General features: G+C 74.7%; 24 protein-coding genes and 1 pseudogene. 13 read left to right on the forward strand and 12 right to left on the reverse strand.

Translation table 11 applies throughout. The annotated features are described in order from the left end of the window. The first annotated feature begins 176 nt into the window (after window positions 1–176). From ACFQQL_RS14535 to ACFQQL_RS14570, 8 genes and pseudogenes are all read left to right on the forward strand, one after another. The gene (locus ACFQQL_RS14535; RefSeq protein ID WP_382395638.1) at window positions 177–494 is read left to right on the forward strand and encodes a MoaD/ThiS family protein; all 318 of its coding nucleotides are present in this window, start codon (window positions 177–179) and stop codon (window positions 492–494) included. A gap of 188 nt (window positions 495–682) precedes the next feature. Further along, window positions 683–1,042, forward strand: a pseudogene (locus tag ACFQQL_RS14540) (spermine/spermidine synthase domain-containing protein); the annotation flags it as partial. Between the two features lie 316 nt (window positions 1,043–1,358). Then, on the forward strand, window positions 1,359–2,129 hold the full coding sequence (locus ACFQQL_RS14545; RefSeq protein ID WP_382395640.1) for a VOC family protein: 771 nt from the start codon (window positions 1,359–1,361) through the stop codon (window positions 2,127–2,129). Beyond that, window positions 2,090–2,656, forward strand: a complete 567-nt coding sequence (locus ACFQQL_RS14550) for a VOC family protein (RefSeq protein ID WP_382396146.1) — start codon at window positions 2,090–2,092, stop codon at window positions 2,654–2,656. The genes ACFQQL_RS14545 and ACFQQL_RS14550 overlap by 40 nt, the downstream gene beginning before the upstream one ends. 118 nt (window positions 2,657–2,774) lie before the next feature. Next, window positions 2,775–4,112: a phytase gene (locus ACFQQL_RS14555; protein WP_382395642.1), complete on the forward strand. Its 1,338-nt coding sequence runs from the start codon at window positions 2,775–2,777 to the stop codon at window positions 4,110–4,112. 40 nt (window positions 4,113–4,152) lie between these two features. Next, the gene (locus ACFQQL_RS14560) at window positions 4,153–4,500 is read left to right on the forward strand and encodes an ArsR/SmtB family transcription factor (RefSeq protein WP_382395644.1); all 348 of its coding nucleotides are present in this window, start codon (window positions 4,153–4,155) and stop codon (window positions 4,498–4,500) included. A 4-nt stretch (window positions 4,501–4,504) separates the two neighbouring features. Then, a complete protein-coding gene (locus ACFQQL_RS14565) occupies window positions 4,505–4,984 on the forward strand; it encodes an SRPBCC family protein (protein ID WP_382395646.1) in 480 nt (159 codons plus the stop codon). 11 nt (window positions 4,985–4,995) lie between these two features. Beyond that, complete coding sequence (locus ACFQQL_RS14570) at window positions 4,996–5,637, forward strand: maleylpyruvate isomerase family mycothiol-dependent enzyme (RefSeq protein ID WP_382395648.1); 642 nt, start codon at window positions 4,996–4,998, stop codon at window positions 5,635–5,637. A gap of 12 nt (window positions 5,638–5,649) precedes the next feature. Here ACFQQL_RS14570 and ACFQQL_RS14575 read toward each other — a convergent pair whose 3' ends face one another. The 6 genes from ACFQQL_RS14575 to ACFQQL_RS14600 form a co-directional block, all read right to left on the reverse strand. Continuing rightward, complete coding sequence (locus ACFQQL_RS14575; protein ID WP_382395650.1) at window positions 5,650–6,105, reverse strand: molybdenum cofactor biosynthesis protein MoaE; 456 nt, start codon at window positions 6,103–6,105, stop codon at window positions 5,650–5,652. Beyond that, window positions 6,102–6,407, reverse strand: coding sequence for a DUF6457 domain-containing protein (locus tag ACFQQL_RS14580; RefSeq protein ID WP_382395652.1), 306 nt, complete (start codon window positions 6,405–6,407; stop codon window positions 6,102–6,104). The genes ACFQQL_RS14575 and ACFQQL_RS14580 overlap by 4 nt, the downstream gene beginning before the upstream one ends. Continuing rightward, window positions 6,404–7,033 (reverse strand): hypothetical protein, encoded by a 630-nt coding sequence (locus tag ACFQQL_RS14585; RefSeq protein WP_382395654.1) that lies wholly within the window; start codon window positions 7,031–7,033, stop codon window positions 6,404–6,406. Before ACFQQL_RS14585 ends, ACFQQL_RS14580 begins: the two co-directional genes overlap by 4 nt. 8 nt (window positions 7,034–7,041) lie before the next feature. After that, window positions 7,042–7,854: a DUF4097 family beta strand repeat-containing protein gene (locus ACFQQL_RS14590; protein WP_382395656.1), complete on the reverse strand. Its 813-nt coding sequence runs from the start codon at window positions 7,852–7,854 to the stop codon at window positions 7,042–7,044. 9 nt (window positions 7,855–7,863) lie between these two features. After that, window positions 7,864–8,838 carry a zinc-binding dehydrogenase gene (locus ACFQQL_RS14595; protein WP_382395658.1) on the reverse strand — a complete coding sequence of 325 codons (975 nt, stop codon included), beginning with the start codon at window positions 8,836–8,838 and terminating at the stop codon, window positions 7,864–7,866. A gap of 119 nt (window positions 8,839–8,957) precedes the next feature. Beyond that, window positions 8,958–9,035 carry a 50S ribosomal protein bL37 gene (locus ACFQQL_RS14600; protein ID WP_382396147.1) on the reverse strand — a complete coding sequence of 26 codons (78 nt, stop codon included), beginning with the start codon at window positions 9,033–9,035 and terminating at the stop codon, window positions 8,958–8,960. A gap of 200 nt (window positions 9,036–9,235) precedes the next feature. Between ACFQQL_RS14600 and ACFQQL_RS14605 the strand changes: the two genes are divergently transcribed. Then, entirely contained in the window at window positions 9,236–10,096 is an 861-nt protein-coding gene (locus ACFQQL_RS14605; protein WP_382395660.1) for a phosphatase PAP2 family protein, read from the forward strand. Here ACFQQL_RS14605 and rsrA read toward each other — a convergent pair. Then, complete coding sequence (rsrA, locus tag ACFQQL_RS14610; protein WP_382395662.1) at window positions 10,062–10,397, reverse strand: mycothiol system anti-sigma-R factor; 336 nt, start codon at window positions 10,395–10,397, stop codon at window positions 10,062–10,064. The genes ACFQQL_RS14605 and rsrA overlap by 35 nt on opposite strands. Window positions 10,398–10,413: 16 nt before the next feature. Further along, a complete protein-coding gene (locus tag ACFQQL_RS14615; RefSeq protein ID WP_382395664.1) occupies window positions 10,414–11,091 on the reverse strand; it encodes a sigma-70 family RNA polymerase sigma factor in 678 nt (225 codons plus the stop codon). A 167-nt stretch (window positions 11,092–11,258) separates the two neighbouring features. Here ACFQQL_RS14615 and ACFQQL_RS14620 point away from each other — a divergent pair, with 167 nt between their 5' ends. From ACFQQL_RS14620 to rsgA, 3 genes are read left to right on the forward strand one after another with little or no spacing between them, the layout of a single operon-like run. After that, window positions 11,259–11,756 (forward strand): DoxX family protein, encoded by a 498-nt coding sequence (locus tag ACFQQL_RS14620; protein ID WP_382395666.1) that lies wholly within the window; start codon window positions 11,259–11,261, stop codon window positions 11,754–11,756. A 6-nt stretch (window positions 11,757–11,762) separates the two neighbouring features. Then, window positions 11,763–13,112: a 3-phosphoshikimate 1-carboxyvinyltransferase gene (aroA, locus tag ACFQQL_RS14625; protein WP_382396148.1), complete on the forward strand. Its 1,350-nt coding sequence runs from the start codon at window positions 11,763–11,765 to the stop codon at window positions 13,110–13,112. Beyond that, on the forward strand, window positions 13,109–14,143 hold the full coding sequence (gene rsgA / locus ACFQQL_RS14630) for a ribosome small subunit-dependent GTPase A (RefSeq protein ID WP_465254064.1): 1,035 nt from the start codon (window positions 13,109–13,111) through the stop codon (window positions 14,141–14,143). The genes aroA and rsgA overlap by 4 nt, the downstream gene beginning before the upstream one ends. Window positions 14,144–14,193: 50 nt before the next feature. On the opposite strand, the gene ACFQQL_RS14635 is transcribed toward rsgA, so the two are convergent. From ACFQQL_RS14635 to ACFQQL_RS14645, 3 genes are read right to left on the reverse strand one after another with little or no spacing between them, the layout of a single operon-like run. Beyond that, complete coding sequence (locus ACFQQL_RS14635) at window positions 14,194–15,363, reverse strand: NAD(P)-dependent alcohol dehydrogenase (RefSeq protein WP_382395670.1); 1,170 nt, start codon at window positions 15,361–15,363, stop codon at window positions 14,194–14,196. Between the two features lie 58 nt (window positions 15,364–15,421). Continuing rightward, the gene (locus tag ACFQQL_RS14640; protein ID WP_382395672.1) at window positions 15,422–16,648 is read right to left on the reverse strand and encodes a glycosyltransferase; all 1,227 of its coding nucleotides are present in this window, start codon (window positions 16,646–16,648) and stop codon (window positions 15,422–15,424) included. After that, window positions 16,645–17,598: a hypothetical protein gene (locus ACFQQL_RS14645; RefSeq protein WP_382395674.1), complete on the reverse strand. Its 954-nt coding sequence runs from the start codon at window positions 17,596–17,598 to the stop codon at window positions 16,645–16,647. The genes ACFQQL_RS14640 and ACFQQL_RS14645 overlap by 4 nt, the downstream gene beginning before the upstream one ends. 327 nt (window positions 17,599–17,925) lie before the next feature. Here ACFQQL_RS14645 and ACFQQL_RS14650 point away from each other — a divergent pair, with 327 nt between their 5' ends. Next, window positions 17,926–19,131, forward strand: coding sequence for a glycosyltransferase family 4 protein (locus tag ACFQQL_RS14650; protein WP_382395676.1), 1,206 nt, complete (start codon window positions 17,926–17,928; stop codon window positions 19,129–19,131). On the opposite strand, the gene ACFQQL_RS14655 is transcribed toward ACFQQL_RS14650, so the two are convergent. After that, the gene (locus ACFQQL_RS14655; protein WP_382395678.1) at window positions 19,086–20,033 is read right to left on the reverse strand and encodes an alpha/beta fold hydrolase; all 948 of its coding nucleotides are present in this window, start codon (window positions 20,031–20,033) and stop codon (window positions 19,086–19,088) included. The genes ACFQQL_RS14650 and ACFQQL_RS14655 overlap by 46 nt on opposite strands. Window positions 20,034–20,074: the final 41 nt, after the last annotated feature.

A 20,074-nucleotide genomic window follows, 5' to 3' on the forward strand; every position in this document is an offset into this window, starting at 1 on the left:
GAGGCGGAGTGCGGGGCGAGGAACGAGACCCGCCGAAGCCGGAGCGCGAGGAAGCCACCACAACAAGCACGGTGGCTGACGAGCGCGAGGCGGAGTGCGGGGCGAGGAACGAGACCCGCCGAAGCCGGAGCGCGAGGAAGCCACCACAACGCCCGTGACGGACAGGGAAGGGTGACATGAGCGCGAACGTCGAGAGCGCAACGTCCGGGGCCGGCGCACCGCCTGCGGTGCTCGTGCACCTGCGCTACTTCGCGGCAGCCGCCGAGGCGGCGGGCTCTTCCGCGGAGGACGTCGCGCTGCCTGCCGGCGCCACGGTGTCCGACCTGGTGGCACGGCTGACCGACGCCCACGGAGCGGCGCTCGGCCGGATCCTGACCATCTCCAGCCTCCTGGTCGACGGCGAGACGCGCGTGGTCGCGGACGACGGGGGCACCGCCCTGACGCCGTCCGGCGCGGTGCACGTGGACGTGCTGCCTCCCTTCGCCGGCGGCTGACGGGATTCATGTGCCGAAGGGGGCGCTATACCGCTCGCCCCGGCACATCAACATCGACCGGACCGGCACAGCTCCCGCGAGGACCGTCCATGGAGCAGCTCGCACGCAGCACCTCACCGCGCGGTGAGGTGGTGCTGCTGCGCCGCCCGTCGGGCGCCCTCGAGCTGCGCGCCAACGGCGTGTTCGTCATGGACACCGCGGAGGTCGGGACGGAGCGGACCCTCGCGAGCGCGTCGCTCGCCGCCTCGCCGCACCCACGCGAGGTGCTCGTCGGCGGCCTCGGTCTCGGCTTCACCCTCGCGGAGGTCCTGGCCGACCGGCGAGTGGCGCGGTGCCACGTGGTCGAGATCGAGGCGGACCTCGTCGGGTGGATGCGCAGCGGCACCGTCCCGCACGGCCCGGACCTGCTCCGCGACGCGCGGGTCGACGTCGAGGTGGCGGACGTCCGCGACGTGCTGGCACGTTCCGACGCGCGATACGACCTGGTCCTGCTCGACGTCGACAACGGCCCCGACCACCTCGTCCACGCGTCGAACCGCGAGCTCTACCGTGCCGCGGGCCTGGCCGCGGTCCGGCGCGCACTGCGACCCGGTGGGACGGTGGCCGTCTGGTCCTCCGCGCCGGCACCTCGCCTCGCCGACGCGCTCGCCGCCGAGGTCGGCGAGGTCGAGACGACGGCGCTGCCGGTGCGCCTGCAGGGCCGGGACGAGCGGTACTGGCTCTACCGGGCGCAACGCGCGGAGGGTGCCGGCCCGCCGTCCGGAGCCACTGCACCTGCCGATCGACTGGTGACCGACGCTGAGTGGCCGACCTCGAGATGGCCGTCCCCCTGCGGATGTCGGCCCGCCCTGCCAGGATCCGGGCATGGCGACCGGGCACCTCACGGCGAGGCAGTTCCAGCAGGCCGGCGGCACGGAGGACTGGCGGACGCTCGCCTTCGGTGCCGGCGCATGGTTCGACGCGCCGTCGCACCCGGCCGGCGCAAGGCTCCTGGACCGGATCGCCGGCCTTGCGGACGGCGCCGAGCTCGACGTCGATCTGCGCAGCACCGGCGTCCACGTCCGTCTCCCGGCCCGCGGTGGGTTCCCCGCGGAGCACGTGGCGCGCGCACGTGCCGTCTCTGCCGCCGCCCGCGAGCTGGGGCTGAGAGCCGACCCGGCCGGCACACAGTCACTCCAGGTCGCCGTCGACGTGCTCGACCGGTCCGCCGTCGCGCCGTTCTGGCAGACCGCGCTCGGCTACACCTCCGGCGGGCCGGACCTGGTGGACCCATTGCGCCGCGACCCCGCGGTGTGGTTCCAGCGGATGGACCGCCCGCGCCCGCTGCGGAACCGGATCCACCTCGACGTCGTCCTGCCGTACCCGGCGGCCGCCGAACGGATCGCCGCGCTCACCGCGGCGGGCGCGCAGGTCCGGCGGGAAGAGGAGTACTACGCGACCGTCGCCGACGCGGAGGGCAACGAGGTCGACCTCCTGCCACGGGTCCCGTCCGAGGCGCCAGGCGCCCCGGCGGCGTCGGACTGGCGGCTGCACTTCGGCGCGACCGTGTCTACCCGACGGACAGCTCCCGCACGTCCGCCGAGCTGGCCCTGGCCGTGGCCCGGCTCGCGGACGACGCGGGGATCCCGCTGCTGATCGACGTGCGCCGCGCGGGTGTCACGATCGACTCCGGCAAGGACCGGTGGGAGGCCGACCCGGAGGCGTACGGCGCCCTCGCCGGCGCCGTCCAGCAGGCTGCGCACGCGCTGGGTCTCACCGCCGACCCGGCACCGCTGCGCTTCGTCCAGGCGGTCATCGACGCGGTCGATGTCCCCGCCGTGCGGCGGTTCTGGTGCGCCGTGCTCGGCTATCGGCCCGACCCCCGCGAGCACGTCACGGACATCGTCGACCCACGGGACCTGAGCCCGATCCTCGTCTTCCAGCCCATGGCCGCGGACGAGGCGGACCGGCGCGCCCAGCGGAACCGGATCCACCTGGACCTCTTCGTGCCCGACGACCAGGCCCGGGCACGCCTCGACGCGGCTCTCGCCGCGGGCGGGCGGATCGTGTACGACGACGAGGCACCCGAGTGGTGGACGGTTGCGGACCCGGAGGGGAACGAGGTCGACATCGCGGTGTCCGCCGGGCGGGAGGAGCTGCAGCGTGCCTCACGCTCGACCTGACTGCGCGCACTCGCCCCGGGGACGCGCTCGCCCTGAGTGTTGGGACGGCATTCATCCCACGGTCACCGCGGCGCCGCCGTCGTCGGCGACGCTTCGATGCATGGTGCGACGACGCTCTGTGGCCACCCTCCTGACACCCGCCATCCTCCTGCTCGCCCTGGCGGCACCGGCGGCGGCGGGCCCGCCTACGACCGAGCGGGCCGGCCTGCCTGCGCCGGCGCTCGTCACGACGGACAACGAGACGCCCGTCCTGTACGACGACGAGGCGGGCGGCAACGCCTCCGGTGACGACCCGGCGATCTGGGTGCATCCGCACGACTCCGCGCGCTCGATCGTCGTCGCAACGGCCAAGGAGGGCGGCCTGCGGGTCTACGACCTCGCCTCGCGCGAGCTGCAGTCGCTGCGGGCGGACCCGGCGCCGCGGGCGGACGGCGTCGACGGCCGCTACAACAACGTCGACATCGCGTACGGGTTGGAGCTCGGCGGCGAGACGGTGGACGTCGCCGTCGTCTCGGACCGGTACAACGACCAGCTGCGGTTCTTCGTCATCGACCCGGCGGGCGCGCGGGCCGAGACTCCCCTGACCGAGGTGACCGCGCCGGAGCTGGAGTTCCTCTTCAGCCCCGACCGGACCACGGTCGAGGAGGAGCGTACCGCCTACGGCGTCGCCGTCTGGCAGCCCGGCGACGGCGAGACCTACGCCGTGGTCACGCAGGAGGGCGACACCCGCATCGCCACCGTGCGGCTCACCCCGGGCGCCGACGGCACGGTCGGGTACACGGATCTGCGGCACCTGAGGATGCCGGGCGAGTTCCCGCTGCCGGACGGCAGCACATGGGTGCCGTGCGAGGAGCCCGGAGCAGGACCCCAGCTGGAGGGGGTCGCCGTCGACCAGCGCACGGGCACCCTGTACGCCGCCCAGGAGGACGTCGGCCTGTGGCGGCTACCCCTGCCGCTCGGCTCCGGCGAGCCGGTCCTGCTCGACCGCGTCGAGGACTTCGGGATCCACGACGTCTATGACCCCGAGACCGAGGAGTGCGAGCCGCGCGACCCGGAGGCACCCGGCCTCGGAGGCGGGAACCTGACGGCAGACGCCGAAGGGGTCGACATCTACTACGGTCCCGGCCGGACGGGGTACGTGCTGGTCTCCAGCCAGGGCGACGACCGGTTCGCCGTCTACGCCACCACCGGCCGGAACCGCTCGCTCGGGACGTTCCAGGTCCGCGGCGACGGCGTCGACGACGTCGACGGCTCCGACGGTCTGGCGGTGACGAACCGACCGGTCGGCCCGTACGAGGACGGACTCCTGGTCACGCACGACGAGCCGGAGACCGGGCCGGAGGTCGACGACGGTCGCGATGCGACGAGCTTCTCCTACGTCGACTGGGGCGAGGTTGCGGGCGCGCTCCGCCTCCGCGTGGATACGACGGCCGGCAACGACCCGCGGTGGCGATGAGCTCTTGCCCCACCCATCCGTAAGGAGTAACTTACGGTAAGTGGCCACTGACCAAGCGGATGTCTGGACCGCTCTCGGCGACCCCAGCCGGCGGCAGATCTTCCGGCGCCTCGCGACCCGACCGCACTCGGTCTCCGAGCTCGCCGCCGACCTCCCCATCAGCCGGCCCGCCGTCTCCCAGCACCTGAAGGTGCTGCGGGAGGCGACGCTCGTCCAGGTGCGCCCGCACGGCACCCGGCACATCTACGAGGTGGATACCACGGGCCTGCGCGCGCTGCAGGCCGAGCTCGACGCCTTCTGGGGAACCACCCTCGCCAACCTCAAGGCCGTCGCCGAGGACGACGACGGCACTCACCGCGGGCCCGGCGGCCCCACCGAGAAGGAGTAGACCGATGGCACTGACCAGCAGCACGTCCGTCCGCCACGAGGTCGTGGTCGACGTTCCGGCCGACCGCGCGTTCGCCGTCTTCACCGAGCGGTTCGACCAGATCAAGCCCCGCGAGCACAACCTGCTCGCCTCCCCCGTCGTCGAGACCGTCTTCGAGACGTTCGTCGGCGGCTCCGTCTACGACCGCGCCGAGGACGGCACCACCTGCGCCTGGGCACGCGTCCTCGTCTTCGAGCCGCCGCACCGTTTCGTCCTCAGCTGGGACATCAGCCCGCAGTGGCGGGTCGAGACTGATCCGGACCGGTGCAGCGAGGTGGAGGTGCAGTTCATCCCCGACGGCCCGTCCCGCACGCTCGTGGCGCTGGAGCACCGCCACCTCGACCGGCACGGCCCGGGCTGGGAGGCGGAGCGGGACAGCGTCGACGGCGACCAGGGCTGGCCGATCTACCTGGCACGGTTCGTGGCCACGGCGACCGAGGCCTGAGCTTGGACGTCATGGCGCTCGCCCGGGACGAGCGTCGCGAGCTCGCGGAGCTCCTGGAGACGCTCACACCCGAGCAGTGGGCCACCCCCAGCCTCTGCGCGGGGTGGTCGGTCCGCGACGTGGTCGCGCACATCGTCAGCTACGAGGTCATCGGCTGGCGTGGCCTGCCGGGCCGCGCCGTGAAGGCCCTGCTCGGCCGGCGCACGGGGCACACCGGTGCTCGCGGCTTCGGTGATCGCGCCAACGCGGTCGGGCTGCGCGAGCTCGCCGGCCACACCTCCACGCACCTGCTGGCGCTCCTGCGAGACCACCTGACGCCGCGCGGCCTGACGTCGTTCCCGGACGGCCGGATCGCCCTGACGGACGGCCTCATCCACCAGCAGGACATCCGCCGGCCGCTCGGCAGGCCACGGACGGTCGCTCCTGAGCGGCTCGCCGTGGTGCTGCCGCAGGCGCTCCGCGCCCCACTGATCCCGGCCCGGCAGAACGCGGACGGTCTCCGGCTGGTCGCCACGGACGTCGACTGGTCCGCCGGTGACGGCCCGGAGGTGCGCGGACCCGGCGAGGCGATCCTCATGGCGATCGCCGGCCGGCGTCCCGCGCTCGGCGACCTCGAGGGGGACGGTGTGCCCGTGCTCGCCGCCCGGCTCTGAGCGGGACGGGTCTCAGGCGCTGCCGGTCCACTCGTGGGAGCCGTCGGGGAACACCTGCCGCTTCCACACCGGGAGCCGTCGCTTGACCTCTTCGACCAGCTCGGCCGCCGCCTCGAACGCCTCCGCCCGGTGCGCGGCGGAGACGGCGGCGGCGAGCGCGACATCGCCCACCGCCAGCGTCCCCACACGGTGCACGACGGCGACCGCGTCCACCGGGAAGCGCGCCGCCAGGTCCGTGGCCACCTGAGCCACGACCGCGTCCGCACCCGGGTGGGCGACGTACTCGATCCCGGTCACCTCCCGGCCGCCGTCGTGGTTGCGGACCACGCCGCCGAAGGCGACGACGGCGCCGGCCGCGGCGTCGGCCACTGCGTCCTGGCACTCGGCCACCGTGATCTCACGGTCGCGCACCTCCGCGAGGACCACCCGGCCCGCGGGTGGGGTCCGGCGCGCCGCCTCCCCGGTCATCGGGCCTTCCGCTCGTCCAGCAGCCGGTCGACCGTCCGAACCCGGGCGGTCACGGCGGTCCGCGCGGCGCCGTCGGCGCCCGCGGCGAGTCCGACGGCGAACGCGGTCAGAGGCGCGCCGGGGCGCGAGGGGCCGTGGGCGACGCGCCCGACGAGGCGGAGCAGGTCGGGCGTCACCTCGGCCAGCACGTCCCGCTCGAGGCCGAGCTCGGCGCAGACCTCGTCCAGCCACGCGTTCATGGCGACCATCTTCCGGGTCTCGTCGCCCCGTCCCTCCTCGGGGCGATCCGACGGCTCGCTCATGAGGACACCTCGCTCCGGTAGTCCGTACCACTCTCCACCGACAGCACGGCGAGCACCAGCCGGCCGAGGGTCCGCCAGACGGTCGCGCGTGCCTCGGCGGCGAGGCGCCTGCCGACGTCCGGGAGCACCGGGACGAGGGACGCCTCGAGCAGCTCACGCTCACTGGTCCGCAGCTCCCGCGCACCGGGCGAGTCACCCGCCTCCCACGCCGCGGCCTCCCGGCGGCACAGGTCGGCTACCGCCCGTGCCGGGTCGGCGAGGTCGCCCGCCGGCGCGACGAGCTGCTCGAAGTCCTGGCGGAGCGCCACCAGGTCGTCCTCGGGCCGGCGTCGCCGGGCGGCGCGGACGTAGGCGTCCAACGCGATCAGGTCGGTGACGAAGAGCTCGGCGTCCGCCTCGAGCCAGCGTGCCGCGAGCCGCCAGGAGTCGCCGATCTCGCCGGAGCGGAGCCGCTCGGTGGTCCGCTCGTCCGGCGGGCAGAGGACGTCCGCGACGGCATCCCAGGCACCGGCACGGTCGCGTGCGGCGCGGACGAGCTGTGCCTGGAACCCGGACACGCTGTCCGCCGCGGGCGCCGGCGAGGAGGCTGGGGCGGCGGCGCCGTCCGGGAGCAACCGGGGGGTCATCGGGCGAATCAGCTGCCGGGCAGCGCGGGGGCGACGCGGGTGACGTCGAGGTCGCCGGAGACGGACCGGGCACCGAGGAAGCAGATGCCGCCCTCGGTGCGCTCCTCGATCGTCGTCGCGCCGAAGCCGGTGCTCTTGCGGTCCTGACCGTCCAGGCGCACCGCGCCGCTGACGGTGCGGGCGGACAGCGAGACGCCGGTCCCCGGCGGAAGCACCACCCGCATCGCGCCCGAGACGGTGGCGACGTCGACCTTGGACGTCTCCGCCGTCGTGGTCACCTCGACGGCGCCGGCCACCGTGGTGACGGACGCCCGCGGTACGTCTCCGTCCACGCGGGCACGCCCGGCAGCCGTGCTGACGGTGACCGGACCGTGCTGCCCCGTCACGGTCACCCGTCCGGACGCGGAGCGGATGGTCGCAGCCCCGTGGCAGCCTGTGACCTCGACGGAGCCGGCAGCGGTGTTCAGCCTCAGGTCCTCCGCGACGTCCGTGATCGCCACGGCAGCGCTCGCCGTCGCCACCGAGGTCTCGGTCGCGGCGGGCACGTGCACGGTGAGGCGCGCGGAGTCGGACGAGGAGTAGGACGTCAGCCGCTTGACCCAGCCGTCCCACCCGATGGCGGGGTAGCCGATGGTCAGGCGGTCACCCTCGACGGTCATCTCCAGCGGGTTGCCGCTGACGTCGGTGACGTCTACCCACACGTGCGGGGCGTCGTGCGTGCGGACCTCGACCGCGCCCGCCACGAGCTGCACCCGCAGCCGTGCGACGTCGGTGATCTCGTGCTGGGACGGTCCGGGAACGATCCAGGAACGGGTGGCCATGGCTCGACCTTACTTCTCGGACCCGAGGGCCACGACGATCTTGCCCATCACGTCTCCGGCGGCCATCCGTCCGAGCGCCGACGGCACGCCCTGGAGGTCCGTCACCGAGTCGACCAGCGGGCGGACACCCGTGGTGGCGAGGAAGCGCTGGAGATCCACCAGCTCGGACCTGGTGCCCATGGTGGTGCCCACCACGCGGAGCGAGCGGAAGAACACCCGGTTCAGGTCGGCCGGCGGCATGGCGCCGGACGTGGCACCGGCGACCGCCACCACCCCGCCGGGTCGCAGCGCCTTCAGCGAGTGGGACCAGGTCGCCTCGCCGACCGTCTCGATGACGGCGTCGACCTGCTCGGGGAGCCGGGCCCCGGTCTCGAACGCCTCGTGGGCGCCCAGCTCGAGCGCCCGGCTGCGCTTCTCCGGGGTGCGGGAGGTGACCCACACGCGCAGCCCCGCTGCCCGGCCCAGCAGGACGGCCGCGGTCGCCACTCCCCCGCCGGCACCCTGGACCAGCACCGTCTGACCCGGACGGAGGTCGGCGGCCCGGAAGAGCAGCCGGAACGCGGTGAGATACGCCGTCGGGAGGCAGGCCGCCTCCTCCCAGGTGAGCACCGGGTCCTTCGGGACCGCGTTGCGCGGCGGCACCCAGACGGTCTCGGCAAGCGTCCCGGGGTGGCGCTCGGACAGCAGGGTGCGGCGCGGGTCGAGCGTCTCCTCGCCGTGCCAGTCCGGCGAGGCCACCACCGAGTGGACGACGACCTCGGTGCCGTCCCGCAGGACGCCGGCGGCGTCCGTGCCGAGCACCATCGGCAGCCGTTCTGCCGGCAGACCGACGCCGCGCAGCGACCAGAGGTCGTGGTGGTTGAGCGAGGCGGCCCGAACGGTCACCGGGACCCAGCCATCGGGCGGGTCGAGGTCGAGCTCGGTGAGCTCCAGGCCGGCGATCGGGTCCTGCGGGTCCTGTCTGACGGCGACGGCGCAGCGCATCCGGCCAGGCTAGTCACCCCGGCGGGGGCGCGGCACGGCGTGACGCGTGGGCGGCGGTGGTCCGCGGTGAGAGCGGACGGACGGGCCGGAGCTCCGGCCCGTCCGGGCGGGTCCCTCCCTCAGCCGGCGTTGGGACGCTTGCCGTGGTTCGCTGCGCTGCCCTTGCGGGCCCGGCGCTTACGACCGCGCTTGCTCATCGTGGCTCTCCTTGTCCGGATCGTGCGGTGCCCCATGGTCCCACACCGACCGCCGGAGCCGTCTCGTCACGTCCTCTTGGCCCGTCGTTGCCCCCGCGTTGCCCGCACGTTCACCGGCGCCGCGATCCGGCTCACAGTCCGTCCGAAAATTCGCCGTGGCGCAACCCCAGGAGGCCCGTGAGCGTCTACTGTTCATTGACGTGCGTCACCTGCAGCGACTGGCTTCCCTGCCGGTTCTCGCGACGGCGTTCGTCGTGCTGACCCTCCTCGCCGGTGGCCCGCTGCGCCCGTACGAGAGCGTCTGGCACCGCTTCTGGATCCGGGAGTACCCGGAATGGGCCAAGTGGCTCCTCCAGGACGTTCTCGACCGCCTCACCGGAGACACCGTCTCGATCCCGGTCCTCCTGATCACCGCGATCGTCGTCGCGCGGCGCCTCCGGTCGTGGCGTCCGATGTACTTCGCCGCCGCGACCGTGGTCTCGTTCGCCGGAATCGGGATCCTCAAGGTGGTGCTCGCCCGGCCGACCCCGATGCGGCAGGACCCGACCTTCTTCGCCGGCGGCTGGTTCACCGACGGCTGGCAGGGCATCGCCTACCCGTCAGGGCACGCGTCGGAGGCGATCCTCTTCTACGGGGCCGCCGCCTACCTGATCCTCCACTACGAACGGCCCGGGCGACGCGTCCGCCGGATCGCGGTCGGCTCGGTCGTCTGCGTCGCGATCATCTCGGTGACCACCTCCTACATCCTCGGCTGGCACTGGCTCACCGACATGCCCGCCGGCCTCCTCGCCGGCGGGGTGATGCTGCACATCGCCATCTGGGCGGACCGCACGATCGTCCCCCGGGTACTCGCACGCCTCCCCTGGTTGCCCGGCCGGCCCGCGCCGCAGAGGCGCCCGCAGGCGGATCGGCCGACGGTCGATCCGCCGCCGGCCGGCCGGCCGTCGACCGGTCTGGCGGCCGATCAGCCACCGGAACCGCCGCCGTGCGATCAGCCCCCGGCGGATCCGCCCGCCACGGGCTCGGTCAGTCCGCCGTCCACGTCATCGTCGTCCGCGTGACGCGCAGCACCGACAGCTGGGAGCGGACCCGCAGCCGCAACGAGCTCGGGGCGACCTCGGCGCACGAGCGCCGCACGAGCTCCCGGATGTGCTGCTCGGCGTCGGCCGCCGCGGTGCACGTGGGGCACTCGGCGGCATGCCGCCGCAGCCGCGCGTCCTGATCCTCGTCCAGCTCGGAGTCGAGGAACTCGAAGAGGTGTTCCAGCAGCTCCTCGCAGCTGCACGGGCCACGCTCGCCGGCGCGTGCGCGCACGGCCCGTTCGGCGCGGTCGGCGAGCTCCTCGTGACGCTCGGTGCTCATCGTGTGCTCCTCGCGCTCATGCCTTGGCCTCCGTCCGGATGCCGAGCTCGCGCGCGTGGTCCACGAGACGCTCGCGCAGCTGGCGCCGGCCGCGATGCAGACGGGACATCACCGTCCCGATGGGAGTGCCCATGATCTCGGCGATCTCCTTGTAGGCGAAGCCCTCCACGTCCGCCAGGTACACGGCGATGCGGAAGTCCTCCGGCAGCTCGCCCAGCGCGTCCCGGATCTCCGAGTCGGGCAGCAGGTCCATCGCCTCCGCCTCGGCGGAACGCAGGCCGCTGGAGGTGTGAGAGGCGGCACGGTGGATCTGCCAGTCCTCGACCTGCTCGGCGTCGGACTGCTGCGGCTCGCGCTGCTTCTTGCGGTACGAGTTGATGAAGGTGTTCGTGAGGATCCGGTACAGCCACGCCTTGAGGTTGGTGCCGGGCCGGTACTGGTGGAAGGACGCGAACGCCTTCGCGAAGGACTCCTGCACCAGGTCCTCGGCATCGGCCGGGTTCCGCGTCATGCGCATCGCCGCACCGTAGAGCTGGTCCAGGTACGGCAGGGCGTCACGCTCGAACCGTTCGGCGCGGGCGGCGTCGGTCTCGTCCTCCGGGGCGCGGTGCTCGACGTCGTCGGCTCCCGGTGCCATGCCCGTGCCGGGCTCGTCGCCGGCGTGGAGGCCGCCCTCCTGCGTCTCGCTCATCATCAAGGAGCCTAGCCGCGGAACGGCCGCCGCGCGTGCGGGCCCGGGGTCCTTCGGGCGGTGACGGGGTGCCAGCAGGGTGGTGCTCACGCCGGGGACAACCATCCCACCGCCGCGCGCATTCCTGCGGAGGGCTCGCAGCCGCGGCCGTTGTGCGGTAGCAATGAGCCATGACAGCTCTCCGCCTGCTCGCGCGCCCGATGCTCGCCGCCCCGTTCGTCGCCGACGGTGTCGACGCCCTGCTGCACCCGAAGGACCACGTCGAGAAGGTCCGCAACGTGCAGCCGGTGCTCGAGAAGGCCGGCGTCCCTCCGGCCCTGCTCGCGGACCCGACGCTGATCGTGCGCGCCAGCGGGGCCGTCACCGCACTGTCCGGCCTGCTGCTGGCCACCGGGCGCAACCCGCGGACCGCCGCGCTCACGCTCGCGGCGATCACCCTGCCTGCCACGCTCGCGAAGAACCCGGTGTGGCAGGCCACGACGCCGCAGGAGCGCTCAGGCCACGTCGCCGGCCTGCTGAAGGGTGTGGGTCTGTGCGGCGGCGCGCTGCTCGCCGCCGCCGACCTCGCCGGGATGCCCTCCTGGTCCTGGCGGGTGGCGAACGCGCGCGACAACCGCGCCCGCCTCCGTGCGACCAAGGCCAGGCTCAAGGCCCGGTACAAGGACTGAGTGACGCTGAACACCATCCGTACCGCCGCGGACCCGTGGCCGGCGCCCCTCGCACCCGGGCCCCTGGACGCCGTCGTGGACGTCCCCGGTTCGAAGTCCCTCACCAACCGCCACCTGCTGCTGGCCGCCCTCGCCGACGGCCCCACCGAGATCGTCCGTCCGCTGCACTCGCGGGACAGCGCCCTCATGGTCGGGGCGTTGCGCGAGCTCGGCGTCCGCGTGGACGAGGCCGGTCCCGACCTGGTGGTCACGCCCGGCACGCTGTACGGGGGCGGGAAGGTCGACGCCGGGCTCGCCGGCACCGTCATGCGCTTCCTGCCACCGCTCGCGGTCCTCGCGGACGGCGAGGTGCACCTGGACGGTGACGAACGGGCCCGCGAACGCCCGATGGGGCCGGTGGTCGAGGCGCTGCGCTCCCTCGGCGCCCGGGTCGACGCGGCCACCGGGCCGGGCGGCGAACCGGTCCTCCCGCTCACCGTGCACGGCACCGGAGGCTTCGCGGGCGGCACCGTGGAGATCGACGCGTCCGCCTCCAGCCAGTTCGTCTCCGCGTTGCTGCTCGCCGCCCCCGCCTTCGCCCAGGGCGTCGACGTCCGCCACGTGGGGGCAACGCTGCCCTCGCTGCCGCACATCGCGATGACGGTGGACGTCCTCCGCGGGCACGGCGTCGTCGTCGAGGAGCTCATGGCGGACGGCGGGGCCCTTCCGGTGGGCGGGACGCCGACACGCTGGCGGGTCCACCCCGGCCCCGTCTCCGGCGGCCGGGTCGTCGTCGAGCCGGACCTGTCCAACGCCGGACCGTTCCTCGCCGCGGCGGTCGCGGTCGGCGGCACGGTCCGGGTGCCACGCTGGCCACGCACGACGACGCAGGCCGGGGACGCGCTGCGAGACCTGCTGGCGAGGATGGGTGCCACCGTCACCCGGACCGACGACACGCTCGCGGTCACCGGCCCCGTCGACGGCCGGATCCGCGGGCTCGACGCCGACCTCCACGAGGCCGGCGAGCTCACCCCGACGATCGCCGCGCTGTGCGCGCTCGCCGAGACCCCGTCCCGGCTACGGGGCATCGCCCACCTGCGCGGCCACGAGACCGACCGCCTCGCCGCGCTCGTCACCGAGATCACGCGCCTCGGCGGGTCCGCCCGGGAGACCGACGACGGCCTCGAGATCACGCCCGCCCGGCTGCACGGGGGCACCGTGGAGACCTACCACGACCACCGCATGGCCACCTTCGCGGCGATCCTCGGCCTGCGCGTGCCGGGGGTCGAGGTGGTCGACGTGAGCACCACCGGTAAGACGCTCCCGGACTTCCCCGGCATGTGGGGTGACATGCTCGCCACCGCGGGAGCGCGCTGACCGTGCGCGACACCGGGACGGACGACGCCCGGGTCCGGGTTCGGCCCAACCGGCGCGGGAGCCGGCCACGCACCAAGGTCCGGCCCGAGCACTCGGACGCCACGTGGGCGCTGGTGCTCGGCGTCGACCGAGGTCGCTACCAGCTGCTCAGCGACGGCGGCGTCCGGCTGGTCGCGGTCAAGGCGCGCGAGCTGGGCCGCGGGGAACGGAGCGCGGTGGTCGTCGGGGACCGCGTGGGCGTCGTCGGCGACGTCTCGGGCCGCCGGGACACCCTGGCCCGCATCGTGAAGGTCGCGGACCGCACCTCGGTGCTGCGCCGCTCCGCCGACGACACCGCGTCCGGCGAGGCGGGCCCCGAGCGGGTCATCGTCGCGAACGCCGACCAGCTGCTCATCGTCACCGCCGTCGCGGACCCCGAGCCGCGGCCACGGCTGGTCGACCGGTGCCTGGTCGCCGCCTACGACGCCGGCATGGACCCGGTGCTGTGCGTGACCAAGGCGGACCTGGCCGACCCGGCCCCGTTCCTCCAGCGGTACGCGGCGCTGGAGGTGCCCGCGATGGTCACCTCCGTCGTCGAGGGCGCGGTGGCCGGCATCGAGACGGTGCGGGAGCGGCTCGCCGACCGCACGTCGGTGCTGGTGGGACACTCCGGCGTCGGGAAGTCGACGCTCGTCAACGCGCTCGTGCCGGACGCGGACCGGGCCACCGGCGAGGTGAACGCGGTCACCGGGCGGGGCCGGCACACCTCCTCCAGCGCCGTGGCCCTGGCCCTGCCCGGTGGCGGGTGGGCCATCGACACGCCCGGTGTGCGGTCCTTCGGGCTGCAGCACGTGGGACCGGAGGACCTGCTCCAGGCCTTCGACGACCTCGCCGCCGTGGCACTGGACTGCCCGCGGGGGTGCACGCACGCCGAGGACGCCCCGGACTGCGCGCTGGACGACTGGGTGGCCGACGGGCGTGCCGGGGCGGCCGGCGAGGAGCGGCTGGCGTCCTTCCGACGCCTGCTCGAGGCGCGGAGCCTGGACCAGTAGGCCCACGGGCCGGGAGCGCCGAGGTCCCGGCCAGGGGATGGTGCCCCCGCTCAGGCGATCCCGGTGACGTCCTCCGTGTCCGCAGGCGGCTCGCCGTCGTGCCGGACGCGCAGCACCGGCTTGATCGCCTCGCCGCTGCGTGACGCCTCCAGGGCGCCCTCGACGTCGTCGAAGTCGAAGTGGCGGATGAGCTTCTCGAACGGGAAGCGGCCCTGCCGGTGCAGCTCCAGCAGGCCAGGGATGAGCGTGTCGCTGCGGCCGCTGCCGCCGAGCACACCGACGATCCGCTTGCCCCACAGCGCGGACAGGTGGTCGACGGTGAAGGTCGCGCCGGCCGGCGCCCCGCCGACGAGCAGGCAGGTCCCGAGCATGCCGACGGTCGCGACCGCCTGGTGCACCACGTCGATGACGCCGGTGCACTCGATCGCGACGTCGGCCGATCCGCCGCACAGGTCCCGGACCACACCGGCCACGTCCTCCTCGAGCGCGGCGTCGACGGCGTGGGTCGCACCGAGCTCGCGGGCGAGCTGCAGGCGCGAGGCGTGCCGGTCGACCGCGACGATCGTCGTCGCCGGGGTGCTGGCCGCGGCCATCACCGCCGCGAGCCCCACGGCGCCCACGCCGTAGACGACGAGGCTCGATCCCGGCTCCGGGCGGGCCACGTTCAGCACGGCACCGGCCCCGGTGGAGATGCCGCAGGCCAGCGGCCCGGCGATGTCCAGGGGCACGTCGTCCGGCAGCACGACGGCGGAGCTCGCCAGCGCCAGGGAGTGCGTCGCGAAGGAGGACTGGCCGAAGAAGTGTCCGTGCAGCGTCCCGCCGTCGGCCGTGCGGTAGCCGCTCCGGCCGGCGCGCGGCCCCAGCAGGCGGGTGCCGGAGGCGACGGCCTCCCCCAGCCGCAGGCAGTAGCGGTGCTCGCCGGCCCGGCAGTGCCGGCACGTGCCGCAGTACGGCCAGCCGAGCACCACCCGGTCGCCGACGGCGGGGGTCTCGACGTCCTCGCCGACCGCCACCACGACGCCCGCCCCCTCGTGGCCGAGGACGGACGGGAAGGGCATGGGCAGGTCACCGTGCCGGGTGATCTCGTCGGTGTGACAGACGCCGGTGGCGACGATCCGCACGAGGATCTCCCCCGGTCCGGGCTCGTCGATCTCGATGTCGCGGTAGGTGAACGGCCTGCCGACGGCGTCCACCACGGCAGCCGAGGCCGAGACGGTCATGACTCTCCTCTCCGTCGAGAAGCGCGACGGCCCGGTCTGGGCTCGCGCCGTCCCGACGCTAGCGGCTCCGCGTCGTGGCGACCTGCCGGTCCGGCCCGCGGGCCGCGACGAGCGCCGCGCGGGGCCGTGCGGGGGCGGCCGCCGGGGCGAGGGAGGCGTAGAGGGCCTCGAACTGCGCGAGCGTGGCCTCGACCGCGTGCCGGGCGACCAGCTCGCGACTCCGGTGCCCCATCGCCGCGCGCCGCGCGTCGTCCTCGAGGAGGTCCTGGAGGTACCCGGCGAGCCGGTCCACGTCGCCGGGCGGGAAGAGCCAGCCGTTCTCATCGGGCCGCACGAGGTGCGGCAGCGCCATCGCGTCAGCGGCCAGCACCGGCTTCCCGGCGGCCATCGCCTCGAGCGTCGCGATGCTCTGCAGCTCGGCGATGCTCGGCATGCAGAACACGGCGGCACGGCCGTACGCGGAGAGCAGCTCCTCGTCGGAGACGTGCCCGTGGAAACGGACCCGGCGGTCGACGTCGAGGTCCGCGGCGAGCCGTTCCAGCTCCGCGCGCTGATCTCCGTCGCCGACGATCTCCAGCACCGGCGCGGGCTCGGCCCGGACCTGGGCGAAGGCCCGGATCAGCTCCCCGATGCGCTTCTCCGGGTCCAGGCGCCCGACGAAGAGGAGGTGCGGCGCCGAGGTGGCCGGCGCCGCGCAGGTGGCGCGCCAGAAGCGGTCGGCGTCGACCCCGCAGGAGACCGCCTCCCCGGTGAGACCCGTCGCCTCCTCCAGCAGCCGGACGGCCCGCGGGGTCGGTGCCGTCACCAGGTCGGCGTGACGGAAGACCCGGGCAAGGTCACGCCAGGCCACGCGGCCGGCGGGCCCGAACAGCCACCGAGGCAGCAGCGGCACGTACCCGAGGACGTTCTCCGGCATGAAGTGGTTGGTGGCGACCAGCGGCAGCCGGTGCCGCCGGGCCGCGTCCACCAGCTCGCGTCCCACGACCAGGTGGGACTGGACGTGCACCACGTCGGGACGCAGTCCCTCGACAAGCCCGCGGATGGGGCCCCGGGCCTGCCAGGGCAGGCAGACGCGCAACGAGGCGTGGCGGTGGTAGCGCACGGACGGCAGCCGGTGGACCACGCAGCCGCCGACCAGCTCGGCCCGAGGCTTCCCGTCGTCGGACGCGCACGCGACGTGCACCTCGTGGCCACGCCCGGCCAGGCCGACGGCGAGCCGTTCGGCGAACCGCGCGGAACCGTTGATGTCGGGCGCGTACGTGTCGGCGCCGATGAGGATCTTCACAGCGTCTCCTTCGCGTCGGTACCGCGTCCGGTCGGGACGGTCGGTTCGGGGCGGCCGATCCCGGGCCGGCTCCGCGCCAGCGCCACGACGCCGACGACCGCCGGGACGGCGCACGCCGCCATGGCCACCATCGCCGGCGTCGAGAGATCGGCGCCCTCCCCGAGGGCCATCAGGCCGATGAGCACGGCCACCATCGGGTCGACGACGGTCAGGCAGGCCAGCACCACCTCGGCGCGGCCGCTGGCGTAGGCCTGCTGGACCAGCCAGGCACCGACAAGACCGTTCAGCGCGAGCAGCCCGACCATGGCCAGTGTCGACCCCTCGAGCAGACCGTGGCCGGCCTGCAGGTGCTGGACGGTCGCCCGGGCGAGCGCCGCGACGGACCCGACGGCGGCGGCGCCGCCGATGGCGTTCAGCACGCACCGCGACCACCCGTGGACGTAGTGCGCGACGATCGCGCAGAGCGCGGCGAACGCGAGGAGCACCGCCTCCAGCCGCAGCAGGTCGGGCAGCTCGACCGCGTGCCGGCCGCTCGCGTGCGTGGCGGCCAGCCACACGAAGACCGCCACGCCCACGACGCACGCGGCGATCGGCAGCCGGGCGCCCGCCGCGGGCGGGTGGTGGTCGAGGCGGGCGGCGAGGTAGACGGCGATGGGCACGCCGAGCACGCCGATCGGCTGGATCACCGAGACCGGCGCCAGGACGAGCGCCACGACGTGCAGCAGCACGCCGACGACCATCAGGCCGGCACCGGCCAGCCAGCCGGGCTGCCGGGGCAGCGACAGCAGGCCCCGGAGGTTCAGCCGGTGGTGGCGCGGATGGAGGTCCTCGCCGTCGTCCGTGCCGGCGTGGCGGTGCACCGTGTGCCGCACGGCACGCTGCTGCACGACGGCGGCCGCGGCGAAGCAGGTCGCGTCGATGATCGCCAGGGCGATAGCGAGGACGGTCATGTCTCGTGCGAGCGTAGGGGGCGCGCCTGCGGCGCGGTGACGTCCCGGCAAGTGTCCGACGACGAGTCGGTGAACGTCGTCGGTCGGTCCCTGCCGGCGCGCCGGCCGCGGTGCTCGCTGCTGATCACGGCTCCCAGCCTGTCGGCAGGCGCGGGCGGGCACAATCAGGTGCTCCACCGAGATCTCGGTGTCCGACCCCCGAGGGGTGGTCTCCGGGTGATCCCCGAGACGCGACCTGGCGGGAGATCGGCCGCCCGCTGGTCTGACATGCTGGGCGCCACCACCTCAGATCGGAGCTCCCGGTCCGCGCCGGACCGTTCGCGCATCATGTCTCCACGCATCGCCCTCGTCTGCGACTACGCGCTCGACTACCTGGGCGGCGCGCAGACGGCACTGCTGCAGGAGGCGGCCGCGCTGGTCGGGGCCGGTGCCCGGGTGCTGCTGGTGGCGCCGTCGTCCGGGAGCGTGCCGCGCCATCCGGAGGTGACGCTGGTGACCGTCCCGGCCCGGTGGCGTCTGCCGGGCCTGGACCTGCCGCTGGTGCGCCACGACGGCGCGCTGCGGGAGCGCCTGCGACAGACGCTGGAGACGCACGGCATCGAGGTGGTGCACCTGCACTCCGAGCTGGGCCTGGCCGCCGCGTCGGTCGCCGCCGCCGGGCGGGCCGGGCTGCCGGTGGTGCACACCGTGCACACGTTCTTCTGGCAGGCGCCGGCGCCGGGCCAGCGGCTCCTGGCGCCGCTGGTGCGCGCGTACCACCGGCACGTCACCGGATGGCGTGACGGCGACGGGGTCCGGCTCGCCGACCGGCCGGCGGACGACGCCTTGCGCCGGATGACGCTGACGGCGGCGCGGCGCGCCGACCTGGTCCTCTCCCCCTCCGCCCATCAGGCCGGCCGGCTGCGCGACGCCGGCCTGGATCCGGTGGCGGTGCTGCCGAACACCGTCACGGCACCGGACGCGCCACCGCTGGAACGGGTGGACGCGCCGCTGCGGGTGCTGTGGGTGGGCCGGTGCGTCCCGGAGAAGCGGATCCTGCCGTTCGTGCGGGCCGCGGTGCTGGCGCAGCAGCGGCTCGGCCCGGGCCGCCTCGAGGTCACCGTGGCGGGCGAGGGCAGCCAGCTCGAGCAGGCCCGCGGCATCGCCGGCGGAGCCGTGCGCTTCCTCGGCCGCCGTCCGCACGAGGAGGTCCCCGGCCTGCTCGCGGACTCGCACCTGCTGGCGCTGACGTCCGCGGGGTTCGACAACCAGCCGATGACCGTGGTGGAGGCCGTGATGGCCCGGCGGCCCGTGCTCTACTGCGACGAGGCGCTGACCGAGGGGCTCGCGGGACCGGGCATCCTCGCGCCGCCCACGCCGGAGGGCCTCGCGGACGCGCTGGTGGACCTCGCGCGCGATCCCGGCCGGGTGGTGAGCGCCTCACGTGCCGCCGGCGCGGTGCGCGAGGTGTTCACCCCGCGCCGGCACGCCGAGGACCTGCTGCGGCTCTACCGGTCGCTGCCGGGCCCGCTCGCGGACCGCGACGGCCCCTGAGGCGGGGCACCACCGCCCAGGAACTCCCCGATGAGCGCCGCGGCGGCGGCCGGCCGCTCGTAGTGGATGAGGTGCCCGACGCCGGGCAGGATCTCGAGCCGGCTGCCCGGGACGGCGCGGTGCAGCCGCTCGACGGCGGGGACCGGCACCAGGTCGTCCCGGTCGCCGGCGACCAGCAGGGTCGGCACCGTGAGGCCGGCCGCGTGCTCGGCGACGTCGTGCGAGACCGACGCCGAGAACGCCTCGAGGACCACGCGCCGGTCGGCGTAGCCGGAGAAGTACCGATGGTGCTGGTCGTGGATCCACCGCCGCAGCGGCTTCTGCCGCGTGGTCACCATGAGCTGGCTGATCGCCCGCACGACGGCCCGGTTCGCGAGGAGCTGGTTGCCGAGCGCAGCGGGCAGCCGCGCACCGAGCCGGTAGTACCCGACGGCGATCGCCGACAGCACCGCCCGCCGCCCCTGGAGCGCGGGCGCGGCGATGGGATTGACCAGCACCAGCCGGTCCGGCCGGAGCCCGCCCGCCACCGCGGCGGCTGCGACGACGGACCCGAAGGAGTGCCCGAGGAGCGCGACCGGCGTGTCGGGGAACCCGGACCGCAGCAGGTCGCACAGCTCGGTGAGCCAGGCGGCGTAGGCCGCCAGGTCGTGCGTCCCGGGGAACGGCGCGGACTCGCCGAAGCCGGGCAGGTCCGGGGTGATCACCCGGTGGCCCGGCAGGTGGGCGACGATCGGCAGCAGCCCGTGGTGGTCCCCTCGGAACCCGTGGACGGCGACGAGCGTGGTGGCGGCGTCGGGATCGCCCCACACACGGTAGGAGGTCGCGGCGCCGGCGACCGTGGGGCGGTGCTCGGCGAGCAGGACCGGGTCAGGGCCCGGTGCCGCGACGGTCCGGGAGGGCATCGGCGTCGAGCGTAGCCGGTCCCGGTGCGCCCTGGCCGGGA

It is taken from the genome of Georgenia alba, from assembly GCF_042665525.1.
GTDB lineage: Bacteria > Actinomycetota > Actinomycetes > Actinomycetales > Actinomycetaceae > Allobogoriella > Allobogoriella alba.